Here is a 17,842-nt window from a genome sequence, read left to right as displayed (position 1 = left end):
AGCGGACGCGGTTCAAGAGGCAAAACATCTCCATCTTAAAACCGTTCGCTGCTTTCACCTGAACCGCGTCGCCGCCAAGAGTCGTGATGGCCTCGAACAGACGACTCGCGCCGCCCGGACATGAATCCCCGGACGCGGTTCAGTTAGTGATGGGCGATCTGTTTCTCGGTGAAGAGATAGTCCTTCAGCTCCTTGTCGAACGTGGCGTCCTTGCGACGAATCCATTCGAGCACCATGGCCGCATGCTCCTTTTCCTCGTCGCGGTTGTGCGCCAGGATCGCCTTCAGATCCTCGTCCTTGCAGGCGTCGACCCGCTGGTTGTACCAATCGACCGCTTCGAGCTCTTCCATCAGCGAGATGATGGCCCGGTGCATGTCCCTGGTCTCGTCGGACAGCTCTTCGGTCGGCTCGTGGTAGCCCTCGTTCGCCATTGACACTTCTCCGAATCGTTTGGTTGACCGGTCGTGCGCATCGTCCGCACCCCGTCGATTGTCGGCCGTGCAGCGGCGAAACACAACCGCCGCCTAGGACGCGCGGTCGCGACGCAGCGTCTCGATCAGGATCTCGCGATTGCGGTAGCGGATGTCCTTGCCCTCGGACACATAGATGACCTGCTCGGCGATATTGGAGGCGTGGTTGCCGATGCGCTCCAGGGCGTGCGCGCTGGTCAAGAGACAGACGATCTGGCGGGGCGTGAATCCGGCGAGATCCTCTTGGCCGAGGAAATCGCGTGCCTCGTCGGAGGCGTCGAAGAGTCGCGGCTCGTCTTCGAAGACGCCGAGCGCGAGCTCCACGTCGAAGCCGGCGACGGCCTGGATGCTGCGCTCGAACATGCAGCAGGCGTGGTCGTCGAGGCGTCGGAGCAACTCCTTGAGTGCATCCGACGGGATGCCGCCTGGGCCGATGCCGCTTTCACGCAGGACCAATGATTGACGGGCAATGCGCACCGCCTTGTCCCCTGCCCGCTCGACGTCGCCGGCGATCCGGGAGAGCGCGAGCACGATGCGCAGATCGACCGCGGTCGGCTGACGACGGGCGATGACCCGGAAGATCTCCTCGTCCGCATCAAGCGAGAGAAAATCGATCTGCGGCTCGCGATCGAGAACGCGGTACGCCTGGGTCTCTTCGCCGTCCACGACCGCGGCAACGGCGGCTTGGGTCTGCTCGATGACCCGTTGCCCCATGTCGAGGATGATCCCGCGCAGCTTCGCGAGCTCTTGGTCGTAACGGCGAACCGTGTGACCGCCCGCGATGTCGCCCGCGGGCGTGAGGCTGTTCTCGCCGGCCATCAGCCGAACCGCCCCGTGATGTAGTCCTCGGTCAACCTGTGCTTGGGGTTCGTGAAGATCTGATTGGTCTCGCCGACCTCGATCAGGTCCCCGAGATGGAAATAGGCGGTGCGTTGCGAGACGCGGGCGGCCTGCTGCATCGAGTGAGTGACGATGGCGATGCTGTAGTTGGCCCGCAGCTCGTCGATCAGCTCCTCGATGATGGCGGTGGCGATCGGATCGAGCGCCGAGCAGGGCTCGTCCATCAGGATCACCTCGGGCGAAACCGCAATGGTGCGCGCGATGCAGAGCCGCTGCTGCTGTCCGCCCGAAAGCCCCGTACCCGGCTGATCGAGACGATCCTTGACCTCGTTCCAGAGACCGGCCTTCTGAAGACTGGCCGAGACCAGCTCGTCGAGCTCGGCCTTGTTGTTGGTGAGGCCGTGGATACGCGGACCGTAGGCGACGTTCTCGTAGATCGACTTGGGGAAGGGGTTCGGCTTCTGGAAGACCATCCCGACCTGTGCGCGCAGCGGCACCGGGTCGAGCCCCTTGTCGTAGATGTCCCGACCGTCGAGCTGGATGGATCCGGTGACGCGACAACCATCGATGGTGTCGTTCATGCGGTTCAGGCAGCGCAGGAAGGTCGACTTGCCGCAGCCCGAGGGCCCGATCATGGAGACGACCTCGTTCTTGCCGATATCCAGGCTCACGCCCTTGATGGCTTGTTTGGCGCCGTACCAGACGTCGACGCCGCGGCAAACCATGCGCGGGTTCGCAACCGTGACATCCCCGACCGTCGCACGCGACTCGCGTTCTCCGGCCAACTCCGCCGAGCTCATCGCGCCGGTGCGTCGACTCATCTCATCAACCGTGGTGCTCATGACTGACCTCAAGTGTATCCCCAACGCCCTTCGACGTTGGGATCCGGTAATGTGTGGAGGCGCGCCTACCAACGCCGTTCGAAGCGACGACGCAGCAGGACCGCGGTCAGGTTCATCAGGATCAGGAAGGCGAGCAGAACCATGATGGCCGCAGATGTGCGCTCGACAAAAGCGCGCTCGGGGCTGTCGGCCCAGAGGAAGATCTGCACCGGCAGCACCGTCGAGGGCGAAGTGAAGCCGCTCGGAATATCGACGATGAAGGCGATCATGCCGATCATCAGCAGCGGGGCGGTCTCGCCGAGCGCCTGCGCCATCCCGATGATGGTCCCGGTCAGCATGCCGGGCATCGCCAGCGGCAGGACATGATGCAGCTGTGTCTGCAGGGGCGATGCGCCCACGCCCAACGCCGCCTCGCGGATCGAGGGCGGGACCGACTTCAGTGCCGCGCGGCTGGCGATGATGATCGTCGGCAGGGTCATCAAGCTCAGAACCAAGGCCGCAACCAAGGGTGTGGAGCGCGGTACGCCGAAGATACCGATGAAGACCGCGAGACCCAGGAGCCCGAACACGATCGAGGGGACCGCAGCCAGATTGTTGATGTTGACCTCGATCAGATCGGTCCAGCGGTTCTTGGGCGCGAACTCCTCGAGATAAAGCGCCGCGCCGACCCCGATCGGGAAGGAGAAGAGCAGGGTCAACGCCAGGGTGTAGAAGGATCCCATGAGCGCGCCCGCGATCCCCGCGAGCTCGGGCTCTCGCGAGGTTCCGTGGGTAAAGAAGATCGTGTTGAAGCGCTTCTCGATGCGCCCCTCGGACTCCAAGCGCTCGACCCATCCCACGGTTTGGTCTTTCACGCGCCGATCGCTCTCCGGGGCACTGCGGTCGATATGACCCTTGACCAGCATATCGATGTCGTCGTCCGCAAGCAGCCAGACCTCGCGCGTGGTCCCGATCAGGTCGGGATCGGCGATGACCATGTCGCGCAGATGCGAGGCGGAACCCACGCTGATCATCGACGCCAATGTACGTGTCGCACGACGATCCTTGACGTCGGGGAAGATCTCGCGCTGGCCCTGTCGAATCAGAGCGGCATAGTTGGCCCGTTGCAGTGTCTCGGGGCTGCGCGTGCCCTCCGGATCGATGACGGAGGCATCGAAGGTGATGGGCATCTGGATGTAGGTCTGCTGAAAGGCCGTGTAGCCCTTGCCGACGATATCGGCGAACAGCAGGGCGACGAACAACAAGCCCAACACCACGGCACTCGCGCCGAGCAGACGGAAGCGTCGCTCCTTGGCATAGCGTCGTTTCAGACTGGCATTGACGATGTCGATGGTGCGTTGAGGCGGGGCACCGGCCGCACGCGCATTATTCATATTGTTCCCGGTACTTGCGCACGATCTGAAGGGCGATCACGTTGAGCGTCAGGGTGACGACGAAGAGGGTCAGACCCAGCGCGAAGGCCGCCATCGTCTTGGGACTGTCGAATTCCTGATCGCCGGTCAGCAGGGTGACGATCTGGACGGTGACCGTCGTGACGCTGTCGAGCGGGTTGGCGGTCATGTTGGCCGCGAGACCGGCGGCCATCACCACGATCATGGTCTCGCCGATCGCCCGCGACACGGCCAAGAGGATTCCGCCGACGATGCCGGGCAGCGCCGCCGGGATGATGACCCGCCGGATCGTCTCCGACTGGGTCGCCCCTAGGGCGTAGGAGCCGTCGCGCATCGCCTGAGGAACGGCATTGATCACATCCTCCGACAAGGACGACACGAAGGGGATGATCATGATCCCCATGACGAGTCCGGCAGCGAGTGCGCTCTCGGATGCGACGTTCAGGCCCATGGACATGCCGAGCTCCCGGATGACGGGCGCGACGGTCAGTGCGGCAAAGAATCCGTAAACCACGGTCGGAACACCGGCAAGCACCTCGAGCGTCGGCTTGGCGTAAGCGCGAACGTTACGCGGCGCGTATTCGGACAGATAGATGGCGGACATGAGCCCGATCGGCACCGCCACCAACATGGCGATCGCCGAGACCATGAGGGTCCCGGTGAAGAGCGGCACGGCGCCGAAGGCACCCGAGGCGCCGACCTGATCGGCACGCAGCGCGGTCTGCGGGCTCCAGAGCGTGCCGAAGAAGAAGTCGAGCGGCGAAACGGATTGGAAGAAGCGCAGCGACTCGAACAGCACCGAAAGGATGATCCCGAGCGTCGTCAGAATGGCGATCGACGAGAAGATCACCAGGATGACCATGAAGATGGTCTCGACTCGGTTGCGCGCCCGCATGGTCGGCTTCGTCTTGGCCCAGGCATAGGCCATGCCTCCGACGGCGAGCGCGAGCACGGCGAGCCACATGGCCCAGCGGGCGATGTGATCGAGCTGGGTGTAGCGATCCGCGGCGGCCTGCATCTCGGGCGTCACGGCGCCGGAGACGATCGCCCCGGAGGCGAGATTCTTGATGTCGTTCACCACCAAGCCGATCTGACCGGAAGACATCCCGTCCAGGATCGCCGGGGGCAGCTCCGATTTGACGATCGAGATGAGGATCTCGTTCTGGAAGCCGATCCAGAGCCCCATCAGCAGCAAGGCCGGGATCCCGGCCCAGAGTGCTGCGTAGAGCCCGTAGTAGGCGGGGAGCGAGTGCAGCGTGCTGATTCGCGCGACTCCGCCCGCGGTCGAGATGGCACGTTTACGCCCGAAGTGGTAGGCGAAGGCCATCAACCCGAGCAACACGATCAGTAACGTCGATGAATGCATGGAAGTGCTGTGCCGTGGCGGGGAAAACACGCCAGCGGCCCGAAGGCCGCTGACCGGTCGGACTCGCTCTGCCGAGCGAGGCCGCTTACTTGGCGGGAGCCGCCATCGGCGTGAGCGCCTGAGCCTGCTCGGCCACACTGGAGCGCATGTCGTCGGGCAGCGGGATCAGACCCTTGTCGGCCAGATAACCCTCGGGACCCCACGCCTTATCGTTGGTGAACTCGGCGACGTATTCCTGGATACCGGGAATGGTGCCGACATGGGCGTTCTTAACGTAGAAATAGATCGAGCGCGAGACCGGGTAGGAGCCGTCGGCGATGGTCTCGAAGGTCGGCTCGACGCCGGCGATCTTCGCACCCTGTACCTTGTCGGCATTCTGATCAAGGAAGCTGTAACCGAAGATACCCAATGCATTGGGGTTGGCGACCAGCTTCTGGACGATCAGGTTGTCGTTCTCGCCGGCCTCGACAAATACGCCGTCTTCACGGATGCCGTGACAGACCGCCTTGTGCTTGTCCTTGTCGTCCTTCTTGAGCGCCTTGACGGAATCGAAGCTGTCGCAGCCGCCTTCCATCGCCAACTCAACGAAGGCATCGCGGGTGCCGGACGTGGGCGGCGGCCCCAAGACCTCGATCGCGACATCGGGCAGATCCTTGTTGATCTCGCTCCACTTCTTGTAGGGGTTCGGAACCAGCTCGCCGGCGTCGTTCGGGACGTCCTTGGCCAGTGCCTGCCAGAGCTCGCCGAGGGTCAGGTCGATCGTCGGGCCGGATTTGGAGTTGGCGATGGCGATCCCGTCGTATCCGATCTTCACCTCGGTGATCTCGGTCACGCCGTTGGCCTGACACTGCTCGAACTCCGAGAGTTTGATGGCGCGCGAGGCGTTGCTGATGTCGGACTTGTCGACACCGACGCCCGAGCAGAAGAGCTTGAAGCCGCCGCCGGTGCCCAAGGACTCGACCTTGGGCGTAGGGAAGGACGACTCTCGCCCGAAGGTCTCGGCGACCGCGGTGGAGAAGGGGAAGACCGTCGAGGAGCCGGCGATCCAGATGGAATCACGGGCCATCGCCTGGGCCGAAAGAGAGGCCGCGGCGAGTGTGACCGCTGCGGCGATAAGAGTCTTGTTCATGACATGACCTCCGGGAGGGCGTTGATAAGCGAGCCCGAATTGTGACGTTGCATCATGCCGATTGTATGAAGTTCATGTGACGATTCGATGACGACGCCGCGGCGGGCGCCGCCGACGCGAGGGTCAATTCTTGTTCGGCTCGCCGAGCGATCGGACCAAACGCATGGCGGCGTTGAAGAAGTCGTCGGTCGGGTGGCGCTCGCAGTTGGCCCGGATACGGATCATCGCCGCATCGAGCTCGGCGCCTTTCAGCACGTCGCGCCCCGTTGCGAGATTCAAGCCGGTGACGAGCCCCGACAGCCACTCTTGGTAGCGTCGATAGCCCTCGCCCGCGATCGCCTGCGCGGTCGGATCGGCCGGTGCGGTGGCCAGGAAATCGGTGCACGGCTTCACGCCCGCGCCCCAGAGCACGGGCGCACCGGCGGCGCGTGCGCTCCCGAACGGTCCGACAGCCAGTACAACGCCGAGCAGGATCGGAAACATCGGCCCACAAGGCGAGCTCGGGCGCAAACGATCGGTCATATCATGAATCCTTCATTGGATGGGCTTGGTGATCGACTGCGGGTATGATTCGCCGATTTGCCGACAGCCCGCAAGTCCATCTCATGCGCATCCTGATGATCTCGGACGTCTATTTCCCTCGCATCACGGGCGTATCGACGTCGATTCAGACGTTTGCGCGGGAGTTCGTCGAAAAAGGACATGAGGTCACACTGATCGCGCCGGATTATTCGGCGGCCGGGGGCGAATCCGCGTCGGAGCCGTTCGAGGTTCTGCGCATCCCTTCGCGCTATCTGGTGATCGACCCCGAAGATCGCATGCTGCGCCCGCGCGAGGTCCGTCGCCACGACCGCATGCTGGCGAGCCGCGGATACGATCTGGTGCACATCCAGACGCCTTTCTTCGCCCACTATTTGGGCCTCGGGATCGCCAAGCGACTGGGTGTCCCGGTGGTGGAAAGCTACCACACCTTCTTCGAGCAGTACCTCCACCACTATGTCCCCTTCGTCCCCGCCGCCTGGATGCAGCGGCTCGCGCGCGACTTCTCGACCGCCCAGTGCAACGATGTCGACGCACTGGCGGTGCCCTCGCACGCCATGCTCGAGGTCCTGAAAGGCTACGGTGTGCAGACGCCCGCGACGGTCATCCCGACCGGAATCGAGCTGGTCCAATTCAGCCAAGGCGACGGCGCTCGCTTCCGAAACACTCGGGGCATCCCGTCCACGCGCCCCCTTCTGGTCCATGTCAGCCGCCTCGCCTTCGAGAAGAACATCGATTTCATCCTGCGGATGCTCGCGCGCGTCAAGGCACAGGTCCCGGACGTGCTCCTGGTCATCGCCGGCGAGGGTCCGGCACACCGTCGACTTCAGACCCTGGCGAACCATCTCGGGCTGGTCGACAACACCATGTTCACGGGGTATCTGGAGCGCGACGGCTCCCTGGAAGACTGCTACTGCGCGGGGGACGCCTTCGTCTTCGCCTCGAAGACGGAAACCCAAGGTCTCGTGCTCCTGGAGGCCATGGCGCTGGGCGTGCCCGTGGTCTCGACGGCGGTGATGGGCACCAAGGAGGTGCTGGCGGGCGGCGGCGGATCGCTGATCGCGGAGGACGACGAGACCGATTTCGCCGAGAAGACGGTCCGGTTACTCACGGATCCCGCGCTGCGTGCGCGACTCGCCGTCGAGGCGATCGAGCACGCCCGGTCCTGGTCGGCTCCCGTCCTCGCGGAGCGGATGCTGCAGTTCTACGGACAGGTCATCGAGCGGCGGGTGCGCAATCAGGCGACGGATCCGGTGCTTCAATCAACCCCGAAGACAGACGACGCGGTTTAGCGGACATCACGACTTCGGCAAGGTCACACCGCGCTGGCCCTGATATTTGCCGCCGCGGTCCTTGTACGAGGTCTCGCAGACCTCGTCCGACTCGAAAAAGAGGATCTGAGCCACGCCTTCGTTCGCGTAGATCTTCGCCGGCAACGGCGTGGTGTTGGAGAACTCCAGGGTCACATGGCCCTCCCATTCAGGCTCCAAAGGCGTAACATTCACGATGATGCCGCAACGCGCATACGTGCTTTTTCCGAGACAAATCGTCAATACATTCCGCGGGATACGGAGATATTCGACCGTGCGCGCCAGCGCAAACGAGTTCGGAGGGATGATGCAGACGTCGGACTTGAGATCCACAAATCCGTTGGAGTCGAAGTTCTTGGGATCGACGATGGCCGAGTTGATGTTCGTGAAGATCTTGAACTCGTCGGCGCAGCGCACGTCGTAGCCGTAGCTCGACGTTCCGTAGGAGATGACCCGCCCCTGCTCGCCTTCGCGGACCTGAACGGGCTCGAAGGGATCGATCATGCCGCCTTCTTCGGCCATTCGGCGGATCCAACGGTCGGACTTGATGGCCATCGCGAAATCTCGGTATGCGCGCAAAGCCGGAAAGGCTACACCGCGGAGCCGAGCACAACAAGCCGGCTCGGCAAGACGGCAAGACCGTCTGTCAAACAAGCGGAGCAGTAGGGTAACGCAGAACGGCGGCGTTTCACCGGGCAGCTCGCATCAATCAAGTGGCGAAAAATCCTAAACTGCGCCCGGCACGACACTCACATGAGCCTACGAGGCCGAAACAAACTCGGCCCTCGCATACCCCAAAAGGCGCAGTTTAGTTGTTCTGGATCACGATCCGCGGGAATTTCGAAGCATAATCCTTGGCTTGCAACGACAGCTTCGCCGCGGTCTTGCGGGCGATCTCGCGATAGATCTCGGCAACGCGCGAATCCGGCTGGGCGACCACGGTCGGTTTGCCGTTGTCGGTCTCCTCGCGGATGTGGCCGTTCAGCGGAAGCGAGCCGAGGAGATCGATTCCGTACTGCTCGGACATCTTCTGCCCGCCACCTTCGCCGAAGATGTGCTCCTCGTGACCGCAGGCAGAGCAGATGTGGGTGCTCATGTTCTCGACGATGCCAAGCACCGGAACCTCGACCTTCTGAAACATCTTCAGACCCTTGCGCGCGTCGAGCAGGGCGATGTCCTGGGGAGTGGTGACGATCACGGCGCCCGAGACCGGCACCTTTTGCGCGAGGGTCAGCTGGGTGTCGCCCGTCCCCGGCGGAAGGTCGATGACGAGGTAGTCGAGATCCGACCAATTGGTGTCGTTGAGCAGCTGCTCCAGGGCCTGTGTGACCATCGGACCGCGCCAGATCATCGGCGTCTCTTCGTCGATGAGGAAGCCGATGGACATGGCTTGGAGGTGGTAGGCGTTCATCGGCTCCAGACTCTTGCCGTCCTTGGACTCGGGCTTGCCCGAGATACCGAGCATGCGCGGCTGGGACGGGCCGTAAATGTCGGCGTCCAGGATGCCCACGCTCGCGCCTTCGGCCGACAACGCAAGCGCGAGGTTGACGGCAGTCGTAGACTTGCCCACGCCGCCTTTTCCCGACGCCACGGCGATGATGTTCTTGATGTTGTCGATCGGCTTGAGCGACTTTTGAACGGAGTGCGACTTGATCTCCCAGGTCACGTCGACCTGCACCATCTCGACGCCCTCGACCTTGAGAACAGCCTCTTCGAGCGTCTTGGCGATGCCGGCGCAGATGGTCTTGGCCGGGAACCCCAAGACGACCTTGATGCGGACCTGACCGCCCTCGATCTCGATGCCCTTGATCGAATGCGCCGCCACGAGATCGCGCCCGAGATGGGGTTCCTTGTAGCCCTTGATGGCGGCTTCGACGGCTTCTTTCGTGGGTTCGGACATGAGGTACTCCAGGATAGATGGATGCGCCCGGCGCTGCCGGGTCACGTAAGACAGATGCTTTTCGATGGGCTGCGATGATGCGCCCGGGATCGGAAAAGTTCCCTCCGACTTTTGGTGTGGACATGCCTTAAATCAAGTCTCGACATGAAACCGGCCGGCCGGGGCCGCTCTGTCCGGAGCGCGACGGGCCGTGAGATACTGGGACATCGTTCGAGACCCTAAAGCCGAGCCACTTGAGCCCATCCATGAGTCAAACCCGCGACATCCGGGGCGGCAGCCCCCGAGACATTCTGGTCACCAGCGCACTGCCCTACGCCAACGGGCCGATCCACATCGGCCATCTGGTCGAATATATCCAGACCGATATCTGGGTGCGTTTCCAGAAGATGCGCGGGCACGCCTGCTGGTATGTCTGCGCCGACGACGCCCACGGCACGCCCATCATGTTGCGCGCTCGCCAGGAAGGCATCACGCCCGAGGCACTGATCGCGCGGGTCGCCGAGGAGCACGCGGCGGATTTCGCGGCCTTCCGGGTGGGTTTCGACAACTATCACTCGACGCACTCGGATGAGAACCGCCACTTCGCCAACCTCATCTACGAACGCAACCGGGACAAAGGCCACATCAGCCGGCGCACCATCACCCAAGCCTACGACCCGGTCGAGGAGATGTTCCTGCCCGATCGCTTCATCAAGGGCGAGTGTCCCAAGTGCGGCGCACCGGACCAGTACGGCGACAACTGCGAGGTCTGCGGGGCGAGCTATTCGCCGAACGAGCTGAAGAACCCGCGCTCGGCGGTCTCGGGCGCCGTGCCCGAGCAGCGCGAATCGGACCACTATTTCTTCCGCCTCGGCGACTTCGAGCCGATGCTGCGCGACTGGACCCGCGGCGGCGGTCTGCAGGCGCAGGTCGCGAACAAGCTCGACGAGTGGTTCGACGCCGGCCTGCAGGAATGGGACATCTCGCGCGACGCGCCCTACTTCGGCTTCGAGATCCCGGACCATCCGGGCAAGTTCTTCTATGTCTGGCTCGATGCCCCGATCGGCTACATGGCGAGCTTCCTGAATCTCTGCGAAAGCCCCCGCGGGCGCGCCGCCGGATTGGACTTCGATCGGTTCTGGGCCCGGGACTCCGCCGCCGAGCTCTATCACTTCATCGGTAAGGACATCATCTACTTCCATGCCCTCTTCTGGCCGGCGATGCTGCACGGTGCGGACTTCCGCACGCCGTCCGCGGTCTTTGCACACGGCTTCCTGACGGTCGACGGACAGAAGATGTCCAAGTCGCGCGGGACCTTCATCAAGGCCCGCACCTATCTGGATCATCTCAATCCCGAATATCTGCGCTACTACTTCGCGGCCAAGCTCGGGCCGGGCGTCGACGACATCGATCTGAATCTCCAGGACTTCACCGCACGCGTAAACTCGGATCTGGTCGGCAAGGTCGTGAACATCGCCAGCCGCAGCGCCGGGTTCATCGCCAAGCGCTTTGCGGGCAGACTCTCGCCGACCCTGGCCGATCCGCAGCTCCATGCCGATTTCGTGCAGGCCGGCGAATCCATCGCCCTCGCCTACGAGCGACGCGAACTCAGCCGCGCCGTGCGCGAGATCATGGCGCTGGCCGACCGCGCCAATCAATACATCGACGAGCAGGCGCCTTGGGTGATCGCGAAAGACCCGGCTCGAGAGGCCGATCTTCAGGCGGTCTGCTCGATGGGCATCAACCTCTTCCGGATCCTGATCGGCTATCTACGCCCGATCCTGCCGGGGACCGCCGCCGATTCGGAAGCCTTCATGCAGGTCGAGCCGCTGACCTGGGACGCGATCGCCGAGCCCTTGCTCGACCATGAGATCGCCCCCTTCAAGCCGCTGATGACCCGCGTCGAGCCGGCCCATATCGAGGCCATGCTGGAGGCATCCAAGGAAGACCTGAGCACGACGGCACCGCCGCCGGCGGCCATGGATGAGTCGAGCAAGCACCTGAGCGGACAGCCGATTGCCGAGACGATCGACATCGAGACCTTCGGCAAACTCGATCTACGCATCGCCCGGATCCGCTCGGCCGCTGTGGTCGAGGGCGCCGACAAGCTCCTGAAGCTGGAGCTGGATCTCGGCGGCGAGACCCGCACGGTCTTCGCCGGGATCCGCTCGGCCTACGACCCGAGCGACCTGGAAGGCCGGTTGACGGTCATGGTTGCCAACCTCGCCCCCCGCAAGATGCGCTTCGGCGTCTCCGAGGGCATGGTGCTCGCCGCCGGTCCCGGCGGCAAAGACATCTTCATTCTGAGCCCCGACGCGGGAGCCGAGCCCGGAATGCGGGTGAAGTAGACCGGAGATCGCAGCCTGCGGACCGAGGGCAACCCGGTTGTGCCGACGATAGAAGGCACAAGTTGCGCTAAAGGCTGGAGGCTGGAGGCTGGACGCCGGAGGCGATCCCCCGATAACCCTTCAGTCCCGGTGTTGTAGCAAACCGCCCCCGAGGCGTATCCTTCGGCGATTTCGCGCTTGCAGCATTTCGCGACCCGTTTCGCGCACCTACAGCGCATCAACCGCCCGTCGCACGCCCCGAAGCCAAAGAGAGCATGACTGAATACGCGCTCATCCTGATCGGCACCGTGTTGGTCAACAACTTCGTGCTGGTGAAGTTCCTCGGACTCTGCCCCTTCATGGGCGTCTCGAAGAAGCTCGAGACGGCCGCGGGCATGGGTCTGGCGACGACCTTCGTGATGACGCTCTCCTCCGTGACCTCCTGGCTCGTGAACGAGTACATGCTGGTGCCGCTCGGCATCGAGTATCTGCGCATCATCGCCTTCATCGTGGTGATCGCCGCGGTGGTGCAGTTCACCGAGACGATCATGCGCAAGACCAGCCCGCTGCTCTATCAGGTGCTGGGGATCTTTCTGCCGCTCATCACCACCAACTGCGCCGTGCTCGGCGTTGCCTTGCTGAACCTGCAGGCCGAGCGCAGCCTGGTCGAGGCGACGCTTTACGGGTTCGGTGCGGCAGTCGGCTTCTCGCTCGTGCTCACACTGTTCGCCGCGGTACGCGAGCGTGTCGCGGTCGGCGATGTCCCGGAGCCTTTCCAGGGCAGCGCCATTGCCCTGATCACCGCGGGCCTGATGTCTCTGGCCTTCATGGGATTCGCCGGGCTCGTGTCGAGCTGACCGGACGATCGCCATGTTGACCGCCATCCTCGCCATGACCGCACTCTCCGCCGTCCTCGGACTGCTGCTCGGCTACTCGGCCATCCGCTTTCGCGTCGAAGGCAACCCGATCGCCGATCAGATCGATGCGCTCCTGCCGCAAACCCAGTGCGGCCAATGCGGCCACCCCGGATGCCGACCCTATGCCGAGGCCCTGGCCCGCGGCGAGGACGAGATCAACAAGTGCATCCCCGGCGGGGAAGCAACCCTGCTCGCCTTGGCGGACCTGCTCGGGCGCGAGCCCGCCGCACTCGAGGTCGAAGAGAAACCGCCTTCGGTCGCCGTGATCGACCCCCTGACCTGCATTGGCTGCACCCTGTGTCTGCAAGCCTGCCCGGTCGACGCCATCGTCGGGGCCGCCAAGCAGCTCCACGGCATCATCGCCGCCGAATGTACGGGCTGCGAGCTCTGTCTGCCGCCCTGCCCGGTGGAATGCATCCATATGGTGCCGATCGCCACCGACATCCCCCATTGGCGCTGGCCCTATCCGTCCAGCGAGCCCAGGTCCCGCACGGAATCGCCCGAGCGGGAGACCGAGGCAGCCTGACCGGAGCCCTGCCATGGCAGCCATCCAATCACTCCTGCGCCGCGATCGCTTGTGGACGTTCCACGGCGGGATCCATGTGCCCGACGAGAAGGCGCTCTCGAACGGCCGCGCCGTGGAGGTCATGCCGCTGCCCAAGCGCCTCGTGATCCCGCTGCAGCAGCATATCGGGGCGACCGCCCGGCCGGTCGTCAACGTGGGCGAACGCGTTCTCAAGGGCCAGCTTTTGGCGCAGGCCGAAGGCTATGTCAGCGCCTGCATCCATGCCTCGAGCTCGGGAACCCTGGTCGCGATCGAACCGCATCCGGTCCCGCACCCCTCGGGGCTCTCCGCGCTCTGCGCCGTCATCGAGACCGACGGCGAGGACACCTGGGCCGAACTGCCGGAGCGGATGACGCAATACGCGCAGCTGGACCCGACCGAGATTCGCGAGCGCATCCGCTGGGCCGGCGTCGTCGGACTCGGCGGCGCCTCGTTTCCGACCAGCGTCAAGCTCAACCCCGGCCCGGATCAACGCATCCGCACCCTGATCATCAACGGGGCCGAGTGCGAGCCCTACATTACCTGCGACGACCTGCTGATGCGCGAGCGCGCCGGCGACATCCTCGCGGGCGCACGGATCATGCATCACTTGCTTGGCGAGCCGCGGATCCTGATCGGGATCGAGGACAACAAGCCCGAGGCGTTCGAAGCCATGCACTTCGCCCTCGCCGAGACGGACATGCGCGGCTATACCGAAATCCGCTCCATCCCGACACTCTACCCGAGCGGCGGGGAGAAGCAGCTCATTCGCATCCTCACCGGTGAAGAGGTACCGACCCACGCCATCCCGGCGCGGATCGGCATCGTCTGCCAGAACGTCGGGTCTGCTGCCGCGGTCGCCGACGCCGTTCTCAAGGGTCGCCCGCTGATCTCGCGCGTCGTCACCGTCACCGGACGGGCGATCGCCGAGCCGCGCAACCTCGAGGTTCGCATCGGCACACCCGTGTCGGACCTGATCGCACACTGCGGCGGCTATCGCGAGCGCCCGCGCAAGCTCGTCTGCGGCGGACCCATGATGGGTTTCGAGATCGCCCATCCCGAGATCCCGGTCACCAAGCCGGCCAACTGCGTGCTGGCCTTGACCGAGGCGGAGGCACCCGACCCCGGGCCCGCGCTCGCCTGTATCCGCTGCGGGCGCTGTGCCGAGGTCTGCCCGGCCAAGCTCCTGCCGCAACAGCTTTACTGGCATGCGCGTGCGAAGGATCTCGATCGCGTCCAGGACTACAACCTCTTCGACTGCATCGAATGCGGATGCTGCGCACAGGTCTGTCCGAGCCACATCCCGCTGGTTCAGTACTACCGGTACGCCAAGAACGAGGTTTGGGCACGCGAAGAAGACAAGCGCAAGGCCGAGCTCGCGCGCTTGCGCCACGAAGCCAAGCAGGCTCGGATCGAACGCCAGGAGCGCGAGCGCAAGGCCCGGCTGCGCCAGAAGAAGGAATCGCTCGAAGCGAGCCCCGGAAAGAGCCAAACCGATCAGGACGCGAAGAAGGCCGCGATCGAGGCGGCCAAACAACGCGCGGCGGCCAAGAAGGCCGCGGCCGCCAAGGCGGAGGAGACCGATGACGCTTAAGACAGGCCGGCACACCAGCCGCAAGACCGAGAGCGACGCGGAGCGGCCCGGCTTGCCGGCAGGGTCGGCTGCAGCCTTGCCCTACGCCGCAGCAGCGCGGCGGGGAAGGACATGAGCGCGGTGCTCGTCTCCTCGCCCCACGGGTCACGGCCGAACCGCGTCGACCGGGTGATGCAGGAGGTCCTGCTCGCCCTGGTGCCCGGCGTGCTGGCGATGATCTGGTTCTTCGGCTGGGGCGTGCTCATCAACATCGCGCTCGCCGTGACGGTGGCCGTAGCCGCCGAGGCGGCGGTCATGCGGGTACGCCGACGCCCGATCGCTCCGGCGATCGGCGACTACAGCGCCGTCGTCACGGCCGTGCTCTTCGCCATCTCGGTCCCGCCTACGCTGCCTTGGTGGATGACCCTGCTCGGCATGCTCTTCGCCATCGTTCTGGTCAAACAGTTGTACGGAGGCATCGGCTACAACCCCTTCAACCCGGCGATGGCCGCTTACGTCTTTCTGCTCGTGTCCTACCCGGTCGCCATGACCACCTGGCTGGCGCCCGACATGCTGGCCGAGCATGCTGTCTCCTTCACGGAATCGCTGGGTCTGATCTTCGGGGGCGCCCTGCCGAGCGGCGTCGAGTGGGATGCCATCTCCGCCGCGACTCCGCTCGACGAGATGCGCGGCAAGCTCGATCAAGGCATGCTCATCGAGGAGATTCGACTCAGTCCGCTGTGGGGTGACTTCGGCGGGCGCGGCTGGGAATGGGTCGCGAACGGGTTCCTGCTCGGCGGGGTCTACCTGCTGTGGCGGCGCATCATTACCTGGCACATCCCGGTCTCCATGCTGGCGGCGCTGGCCGTCGCGGCAGGCGCCTTCTGGCTGCTCGACCCGACGACCCACCCCTTCCCGGCCTTCCATCTGTTCAGCGGAGCGGCCATCTTGGGGGCCTTCTTCATCGCGACGGATCCCGTGAGCGCCTGTACGACCAAGACCGGGCAGCTCATCTTCGGGGCCTCGATCGGGTTGCTGGTGTTCGTGATCCGCACCTGGGGCGGCTATCCGGACGCCGTCGCCTTCGCGGTCTTGTTGATGAACATCGCCGCCCCGACGATCGACCACTACACCCAGCCCAGGGTCTTCGGGCACACCGGAAACCGAGCAAACCCATGAAGAAAGCACCGATCATTCTGGCCGCCGTCGTGCTGAGCGCCTTCTCCGTCACCGGCGTCGCACTTGTCGCCGTGACCCATCATCTGATGGACGGGCGCATCGCCGAGAACCAACGGGTCGCGATGCAGAGCAAGCTCGAATCCATCATCCCGGCAGGGCAGTTCGACAACGAGCCGCTCGAGGATCTGATCCAGGTCAGTGCGCGAGACCTGCTCGGCGCCGAGAACACGCGGGTCTATCGCGTGCGCAAGGCCGGCGAACCCACAGCGGTCATCCTCGACCCGGTCGTGCCGGACGGTTATGCCGGTCCGATCCAGCTCTTGGTGTCGGTCCTGCGTGACGGCAGCGTCGGCGGGGTGCGCGTCTTGTTTCACCACGAGACGCCCGGACTCGGCGACAAGATCGAGGAACGCAAGTCCGACTGGGTGTTGAGCTTCGACGGCAAGTCACTCTCCAATCCGACGCTCGAGGGCTGGGCCGTGAAGCGCGACGGAGGCGAATTCGATCAATTCACCGGCGCGACCATCACGCCGCGCGCCATCGTCCATGCGGTGAAGAACACGCTCATCTACGTTCAACAACAGGGCGACACGCTCTTCGAGCCCGCCGAAGGCGTGACAACCGCGGCGAAGGGGGCCGGCTGATGGCGGCACCGCAACCCTACGGCAGCATCATCGGCGACGGATTCTGGAACAACAACCAAGCCCTCGTCGCTCTGCTGGGGCTCTGTCCCTTGCTCGCGACCACCACCAGCGCGACGAACGGCCTGGGCATGGGCCTGGCCACGACGGCCGTGCTCATCCTCTCCAACGTGACCGTTTCACTGATCCGCGACTTGGTGCGTCCGGAGGTCCGATTGCCCGTTTTCGTGCTGGTGATCGCAGCCTTCGTCACGGCGGTCGAATTGAGCATCCAAGCCTATTTCTACGAGCTCTACCTGGTGCTGGGGCTCTTCATTCCGCTGATCGTGACCAACTGCGCCATCATCGGCCGGGCCGAGGCGTTCGCCTCCAAGAATCGCGTCGACCGCGCACTGCTCGATGCGATCGCGATGGGGCTCGGCTATACGCTGGTGCTGGTCGCGCTGGGAGGCGTGCGCGAGTTCCTCGGTCAGGGCACCCTCTTCTACCAGGCCAATCTTCTGCTGGGACAGGCCGCGTCCGGCCTCAGCATCAGTCTAGGCGAAGGATTCCAGGGCGCTCTCATCGCGATCCTCCCGCCCGGTGCCTTCATCGGCCTCGGTCTCTTGATCGCGCTGAAAAACCTGATCGACAAGCGCGTCAAGCGGCGCGCGGCTGAACGAGAGGCCAAGGCCGCAGTCGTTGCGGCACCCGCCGGCGGCGCGGCGGCTCCTGCGGCGGGCTGAGGCGGCGGTCGTCCAGCCGTTAGCCGTTAGCCGTTAGCCGTTAGCCGTTAGCCGTTAGCCGTTAGCCGTTAGCCGTTACCGTGAAAGATGCTCTGCGCGGGAGACAAACCCGCCCGTGACCGCCCGGCGGCCTGAAAAACACTCAAACTCTTACGAAGGCTCAGGCAGC

General features: G+C 64.4%; 17 protein-coding genes. 8 read left to right on the top strand and 9 right to left on the bottom strand.

The annotated features are described in order from the left end of the window. Positions 1 to 143 precede the first annotated feature (143 nt). The 7 genes from BLV04_RS21285 to BLV04_RS21255 form a co-directional block, all read right to left on the bottom strand. On the bottom strand, positions 144 to 431 hold the full coding sequence (locus tag BLV04_RS21285; RefSeq protein WP_093037355.1) for an encapsulin-associated ferritin-like protein: 288 nt from the start codon (positions 429 to 431) through the stop codon (positions 144 to 146). Positions 432 to 524: 93 nt separating this feature from the next. Then, on the bottom strand, positions 525 to 1,289 hold the full coding sequence (gene phoU, locus BLV04_RS21280) for a phosphate signaling complex protein PhoU (protein WP_093037352.1): 765 nt from the start codon (positions 1,287 to 1,289) through the stop codon (positions 525 to 527). Beyond that, positions 1,289 to 2,152 (bottom strand): phosphate ABC transporter ATP-binding protein PstB, encoded by an 864-nt coding sequence (pstB, locus tag BLV04_RS21275; RefSeq protein ID WP_093037349.1) that lies wholly within the window; start codon positions 2,150 to 2,152, stop codon positions 1,289 to 1,291. The genes phoU and pstB overlap by 1 nt, the downstream gene beginning before the upstream one ends. Before the next feature lie 65 nt (positions 2,153 to 2,217). Next, the gene (pstA, locus tag BLV04_RS21270) at positions 2,218 to 3,525 is read right to left on the bottom strand and encodes a phosphate ABC transporter permease PstA (protein ID WP_093037346.1); all 1,308 of its coding nucleotides are present in this window, start codon (positions 3,523 to 3,525) and stop codon (positions 2,218 to 2,220) included. Beyond that, the gene (gene pstC / locus BLV04_RS21265; protein WP_093037343.1) at positions 3,518 to 4,909 is read right to left on the bottom strand and encodes a phosphate ABC transporter permease subunit PstC; all 1,392 of its coding nucleotides are present in this window, start codon (positions 4,907 to 4,909) and stop codon (positions 3,518 to 3,520) included. Before pstC ends, pstA begins: the two co-directional genes overlap by 8 nt. Before the next feature lie 85 nt (positions 4,910 to 4,994). After that, a complete protein-coding gene (locus tag BLV04_RS21260) occupies positions 4,995 to 6,038 on the bottom strand; it encodes a PstS family phosphate ABC transporter substrate-binding protein (RefSeq protein ID WP_093037341.1) in 1,044 nt (347 codons plus the stop codon). 123 nt (positions 6,039 to 6,161) lie between these two features. Next, positions 6,162 to 6,560 (bottom strand): hypothetical protein, encoded by a 399-nt coding sequence (locus BLV04_RS21255; protein ID WP_093037339.1) that lies wholly within the window; start codon positions 6,558 to 6,560, stop codon positions 6,162 to 6,164. An 83-nt stretch (positions 6,561 to 6,643) separates the two neighbouring features. On the opposite strand from BLV04_RS21255, the gene BLV04_RS21250 reads away from it, so the two are divergent. Next, a complete protein-coding gene (locus BLV04_RS21250) occupies positions 6,644 to 7,870 on the top strand; it encodes a glycosyltransferase (RefSeq protein WP_093037403.1) in 1,227 nt (408 codons plus the stop codon). 6 nt (positions 7,871 to 7,876) lie between these two features. Here BLV04_RS21250 and dcd read toward each other — a convergent pair whose 3' ends face one another. Together dcd and apbC are read right to left on the bottom strand one after the other, a co-directional pair. Continuing rightward, positions 7,877 to 8,443, bottom strand: coding sequence for a dCTP deaminase (gene dcd / locus BLV04_RS21245; protein ID WP_007191816.1), 567 nt, complete (start codon positions 8,441 to 8,443; stop codon positions 7,877 to 7,879). A gap of 253 nt (positions 8,444 to 8,696) precedes the next feature. Continuing rightward, complete coding sequence (gene apbC / locus BLV04_RS21240) at positions 8,697 to 9,788, bottom strand: iron-sulfur cluster carrier protein ApbC (RefSeq protein WP_093037336.1); 1,092 nt, start codon at positions 9,786 to 9,788, stop codon at positions 8,697 to 8,699. A 245-nt stretch (positions 9,789 to 10,033) separates the two neighbouring features. On the opposite strand from apbC, the gene metG reads away from it, so the two are divergent. From metG to BLV04_RS21205, 7 genes are all read left to right on the top strand, one after another. Beyond that, on the top strand, positions 10,034 to 12,115 hold the full coding sequence (gene metG / locus BLV04_RS21235; protein WP_093037333.1) for a methionine--tRNA ligase: 2,082 nt from the start codon (positions 10,034 to 10,036) through the stop codon (positions 12,113 to 12,115). A gap of 254 nt (positions 12,116 to 12,369) precedes the next feature. After that, positions 12,370 to 12,951, top strand: coding sequence for an electron transport complex subunit RsxA (gene rsxA / locus BLV04_RS21230; protein WP_007191813.1), 582 nt, complete (start codon positions 12,370 to 12,372; stop codon positions 12,949 to 12,951). A 13-nt stretch (positions 12,952 to 12,964) separates the two neighbouring features. Continuing rightward, positions 12,965 to 13,537, top strand: coding sequence for an electron transport complex subunit RsxB (gene rsxB, locus BLV04_RS21225; RefSeq protein ID WP_093037330.1), 573 nt, complete (start codon positions 12,965 to 12,967; stop codon positions 13,535 to 13,537). A 13-nt stretch (positions 13,538 to 13,550) separates the two neighbouring features. Continuing rightward, positions 13,551 to 15,149, top strand: a complete 1,599-nt coding sequence (gene rsxC, locus BLV04_RS21220) for an electron transport complex subunit RsxC (protein WP_093037327.1) — start codon at positions 13,551 to 13,553, stop codon at positions 15,147 to 15,149. A 111-nt stretch (positions 15,150 to 15,260) separates the two neighbouring features. Beyond that, a complete protein-coding gene (gene rsxD / locus BLV04_RS21215) occupies positions 15,261 to 16,307 on the top strand; it encodes an electron transport complex subunit RsxD (RefSeq protein ID WP_093037324.1) in 1,047 nt (348 codons plus the stop codon). Next, complete coding sequence (gene rsxG, locus BLV04_RS21210; RefSeq protein WP_093037322.1) at positions 16,304 to 16,951, top strand: electron transport complex subunit RsxG; 648 nt, start codon at positions 16,304 to 16,306, stop codon at positions 16,949 to 16,951. The genes rsxD and rsxG overlap by 4 nt, the downstream gene beginning before the upstream one ends. Further along, positions 16,951 to 17,673 carry an electron transport complex subunit E gene (locus BLV04_RS21205; RefSeq protein ID WP_093037319.1) on the top strand — a complete coding sequence of 241 codons (723 nt, stop codon included), beginning with the start codon at positions 16,951 to 16,953 and terminating at the stop codon, positions 17,671 to 17,673. The genes rsxG and BLV04_RS21205 overlap by 1 nt, the downstream gene beginning before the upstream one ends. The last annotated feature ends 169 nt before the right edge of the window (positions 17,674 to 17,842 follow it).

Source organism: Thiocapsa roseopersicina, assembly GCF_900106925.1.
Lineage (GTDB): Bacteria > Pseudomonadota > Gammaproteobacteria > Chromatiales > Chromatiaceae > Thiocapsa > Thiocapsa roseopersicina.
Note: the sequence above shows the minus strand (reverse complement) of the source record. Positions and strands in the feature narration are given on the sequence as shown.

What these genes read in the sequence shown, in the direction of transcription:
- pstA (WP_093037346.1), bottom strand. Translation starts at nt 3,525, where the DNA reads ATGAATAATGCGCGTGCGGCCGGTGCCCCGCCTCAACGCACCATCGAC.
- apbC (WP_093037336.1), bottom strand. Translation starts at nt 9,788, where the DNA reads ATGTCCGAACCCACGAAAGAAGCCGTCGAAGCCGCCATCAAGGGCTAC.
- pstC (WP_093037343.1), bottom strand. Translation starts at nt 4,909, where the DNA reads ATGCATTCATCGACGTTACTGATCGTGTTGCTCGGGTTGATGGCCTTC.
- pstB (WP_093037349.1), bottom strand. Translation starts at nt 2,152, where the DNA reads ATGAGCACCACGGTTGATGAGATGAGTCGACGCACCGGCGCGATGAGC.
- BLV04_RS21250 (WP_093037403.1), top strand. Translation starts at nt 6,644, where the DNA reads ATGCGCATCCTGATGATCTCGGACGTCTATTTCCCTCGCATCACGGGC.
- metG (WP_093037333.1), top strand. Translation starts at nt 10,034, where the DNA reads ATGAGTCAAACCCGCGACATCCGGGGCGGCAGCCCCCGAGACATTCTG.
- rsxD (WP_093037324.1), top strand. Translation starts at nt 15,261, where the DNA reads ATGAGCGCGGTGCTCGTCTCCTCGCCCCACGGGTCACGGCCGAACCGC.
- BLV04_RS21260 (WP_093037341.1), bottom strand. Translation starts at nt 6,038, where the DNA reads ATGAACAAGACTCTTATCGCCGCAGCGGTCACACTCGCCGCGGCCTCT.
- dcd (WP_007191816.1), bottom strand. Translation starts at nt 8,443, where the DNA reads ATGGCCATCAAGTCCGACCGTTGGATCCGCCGAATGGCCGAAGAAGGC.
- rsxA (WP_007191813.1), top strand. Translation starts at nt 12,370, where the DNA reads ATGACTGAATACGCGCTCATCCTGATCGGCACCGTGTTGGTCAACAAC.
- BLV04_RS21255 (WP_093037339.1), bottom strand. Translation starts at nt 6,560, where the DNA reads ATGACCGATCGTTTGCGCCCGAGCTCGCCTTGTGGGCCGATGTTTCCG.
- rsxB (WP_093037330.1), top strand. Translation starts at nt 12,965, where the DNA reads ATGTTGACCGCCATCCTCGCCATGACCGCACTCTCCGCCGTCCTCGGA.
- phoU (WP_093037352.1), bottom strand. Translation starts at nt 1,289, where the DNA reads ATGGCCGGCGAGAACAGCCTCACGCCCGCGGGCGACATCGCGGGCGGT.
- BLV04_RS21205 (WP_093037319.1), top strand. Translation starts at nt 16,951, where the DNA reads ATGGCGGCACCGCAACCCTACGGCAGCATCATCGGCGACGGATTCTGG.
- BLV04_RS21285 (WP_093037355.1), bottom strand. Translation starts at nt 431, where the DNA reads ATGGCGAACGAGGGCTACCACGAGCCGACCGAAGAGCTGTCCGACGAG.
- rsxG (WP_093037322.1), top strand. Translation starts at nt 16,304, where the DNA reads ATGAAGAAAGCACCGATCATTCTGGCCGCCGTCGTGCTGAGCGCCTTC.
- rsxC (WP_093037327.1), top strand. Translation starts at nt 13,551, where the DNA reads ATGGCAGCCATCCAATCACTCCTGCGCCGCGATCGCTTGTGGACGTTC.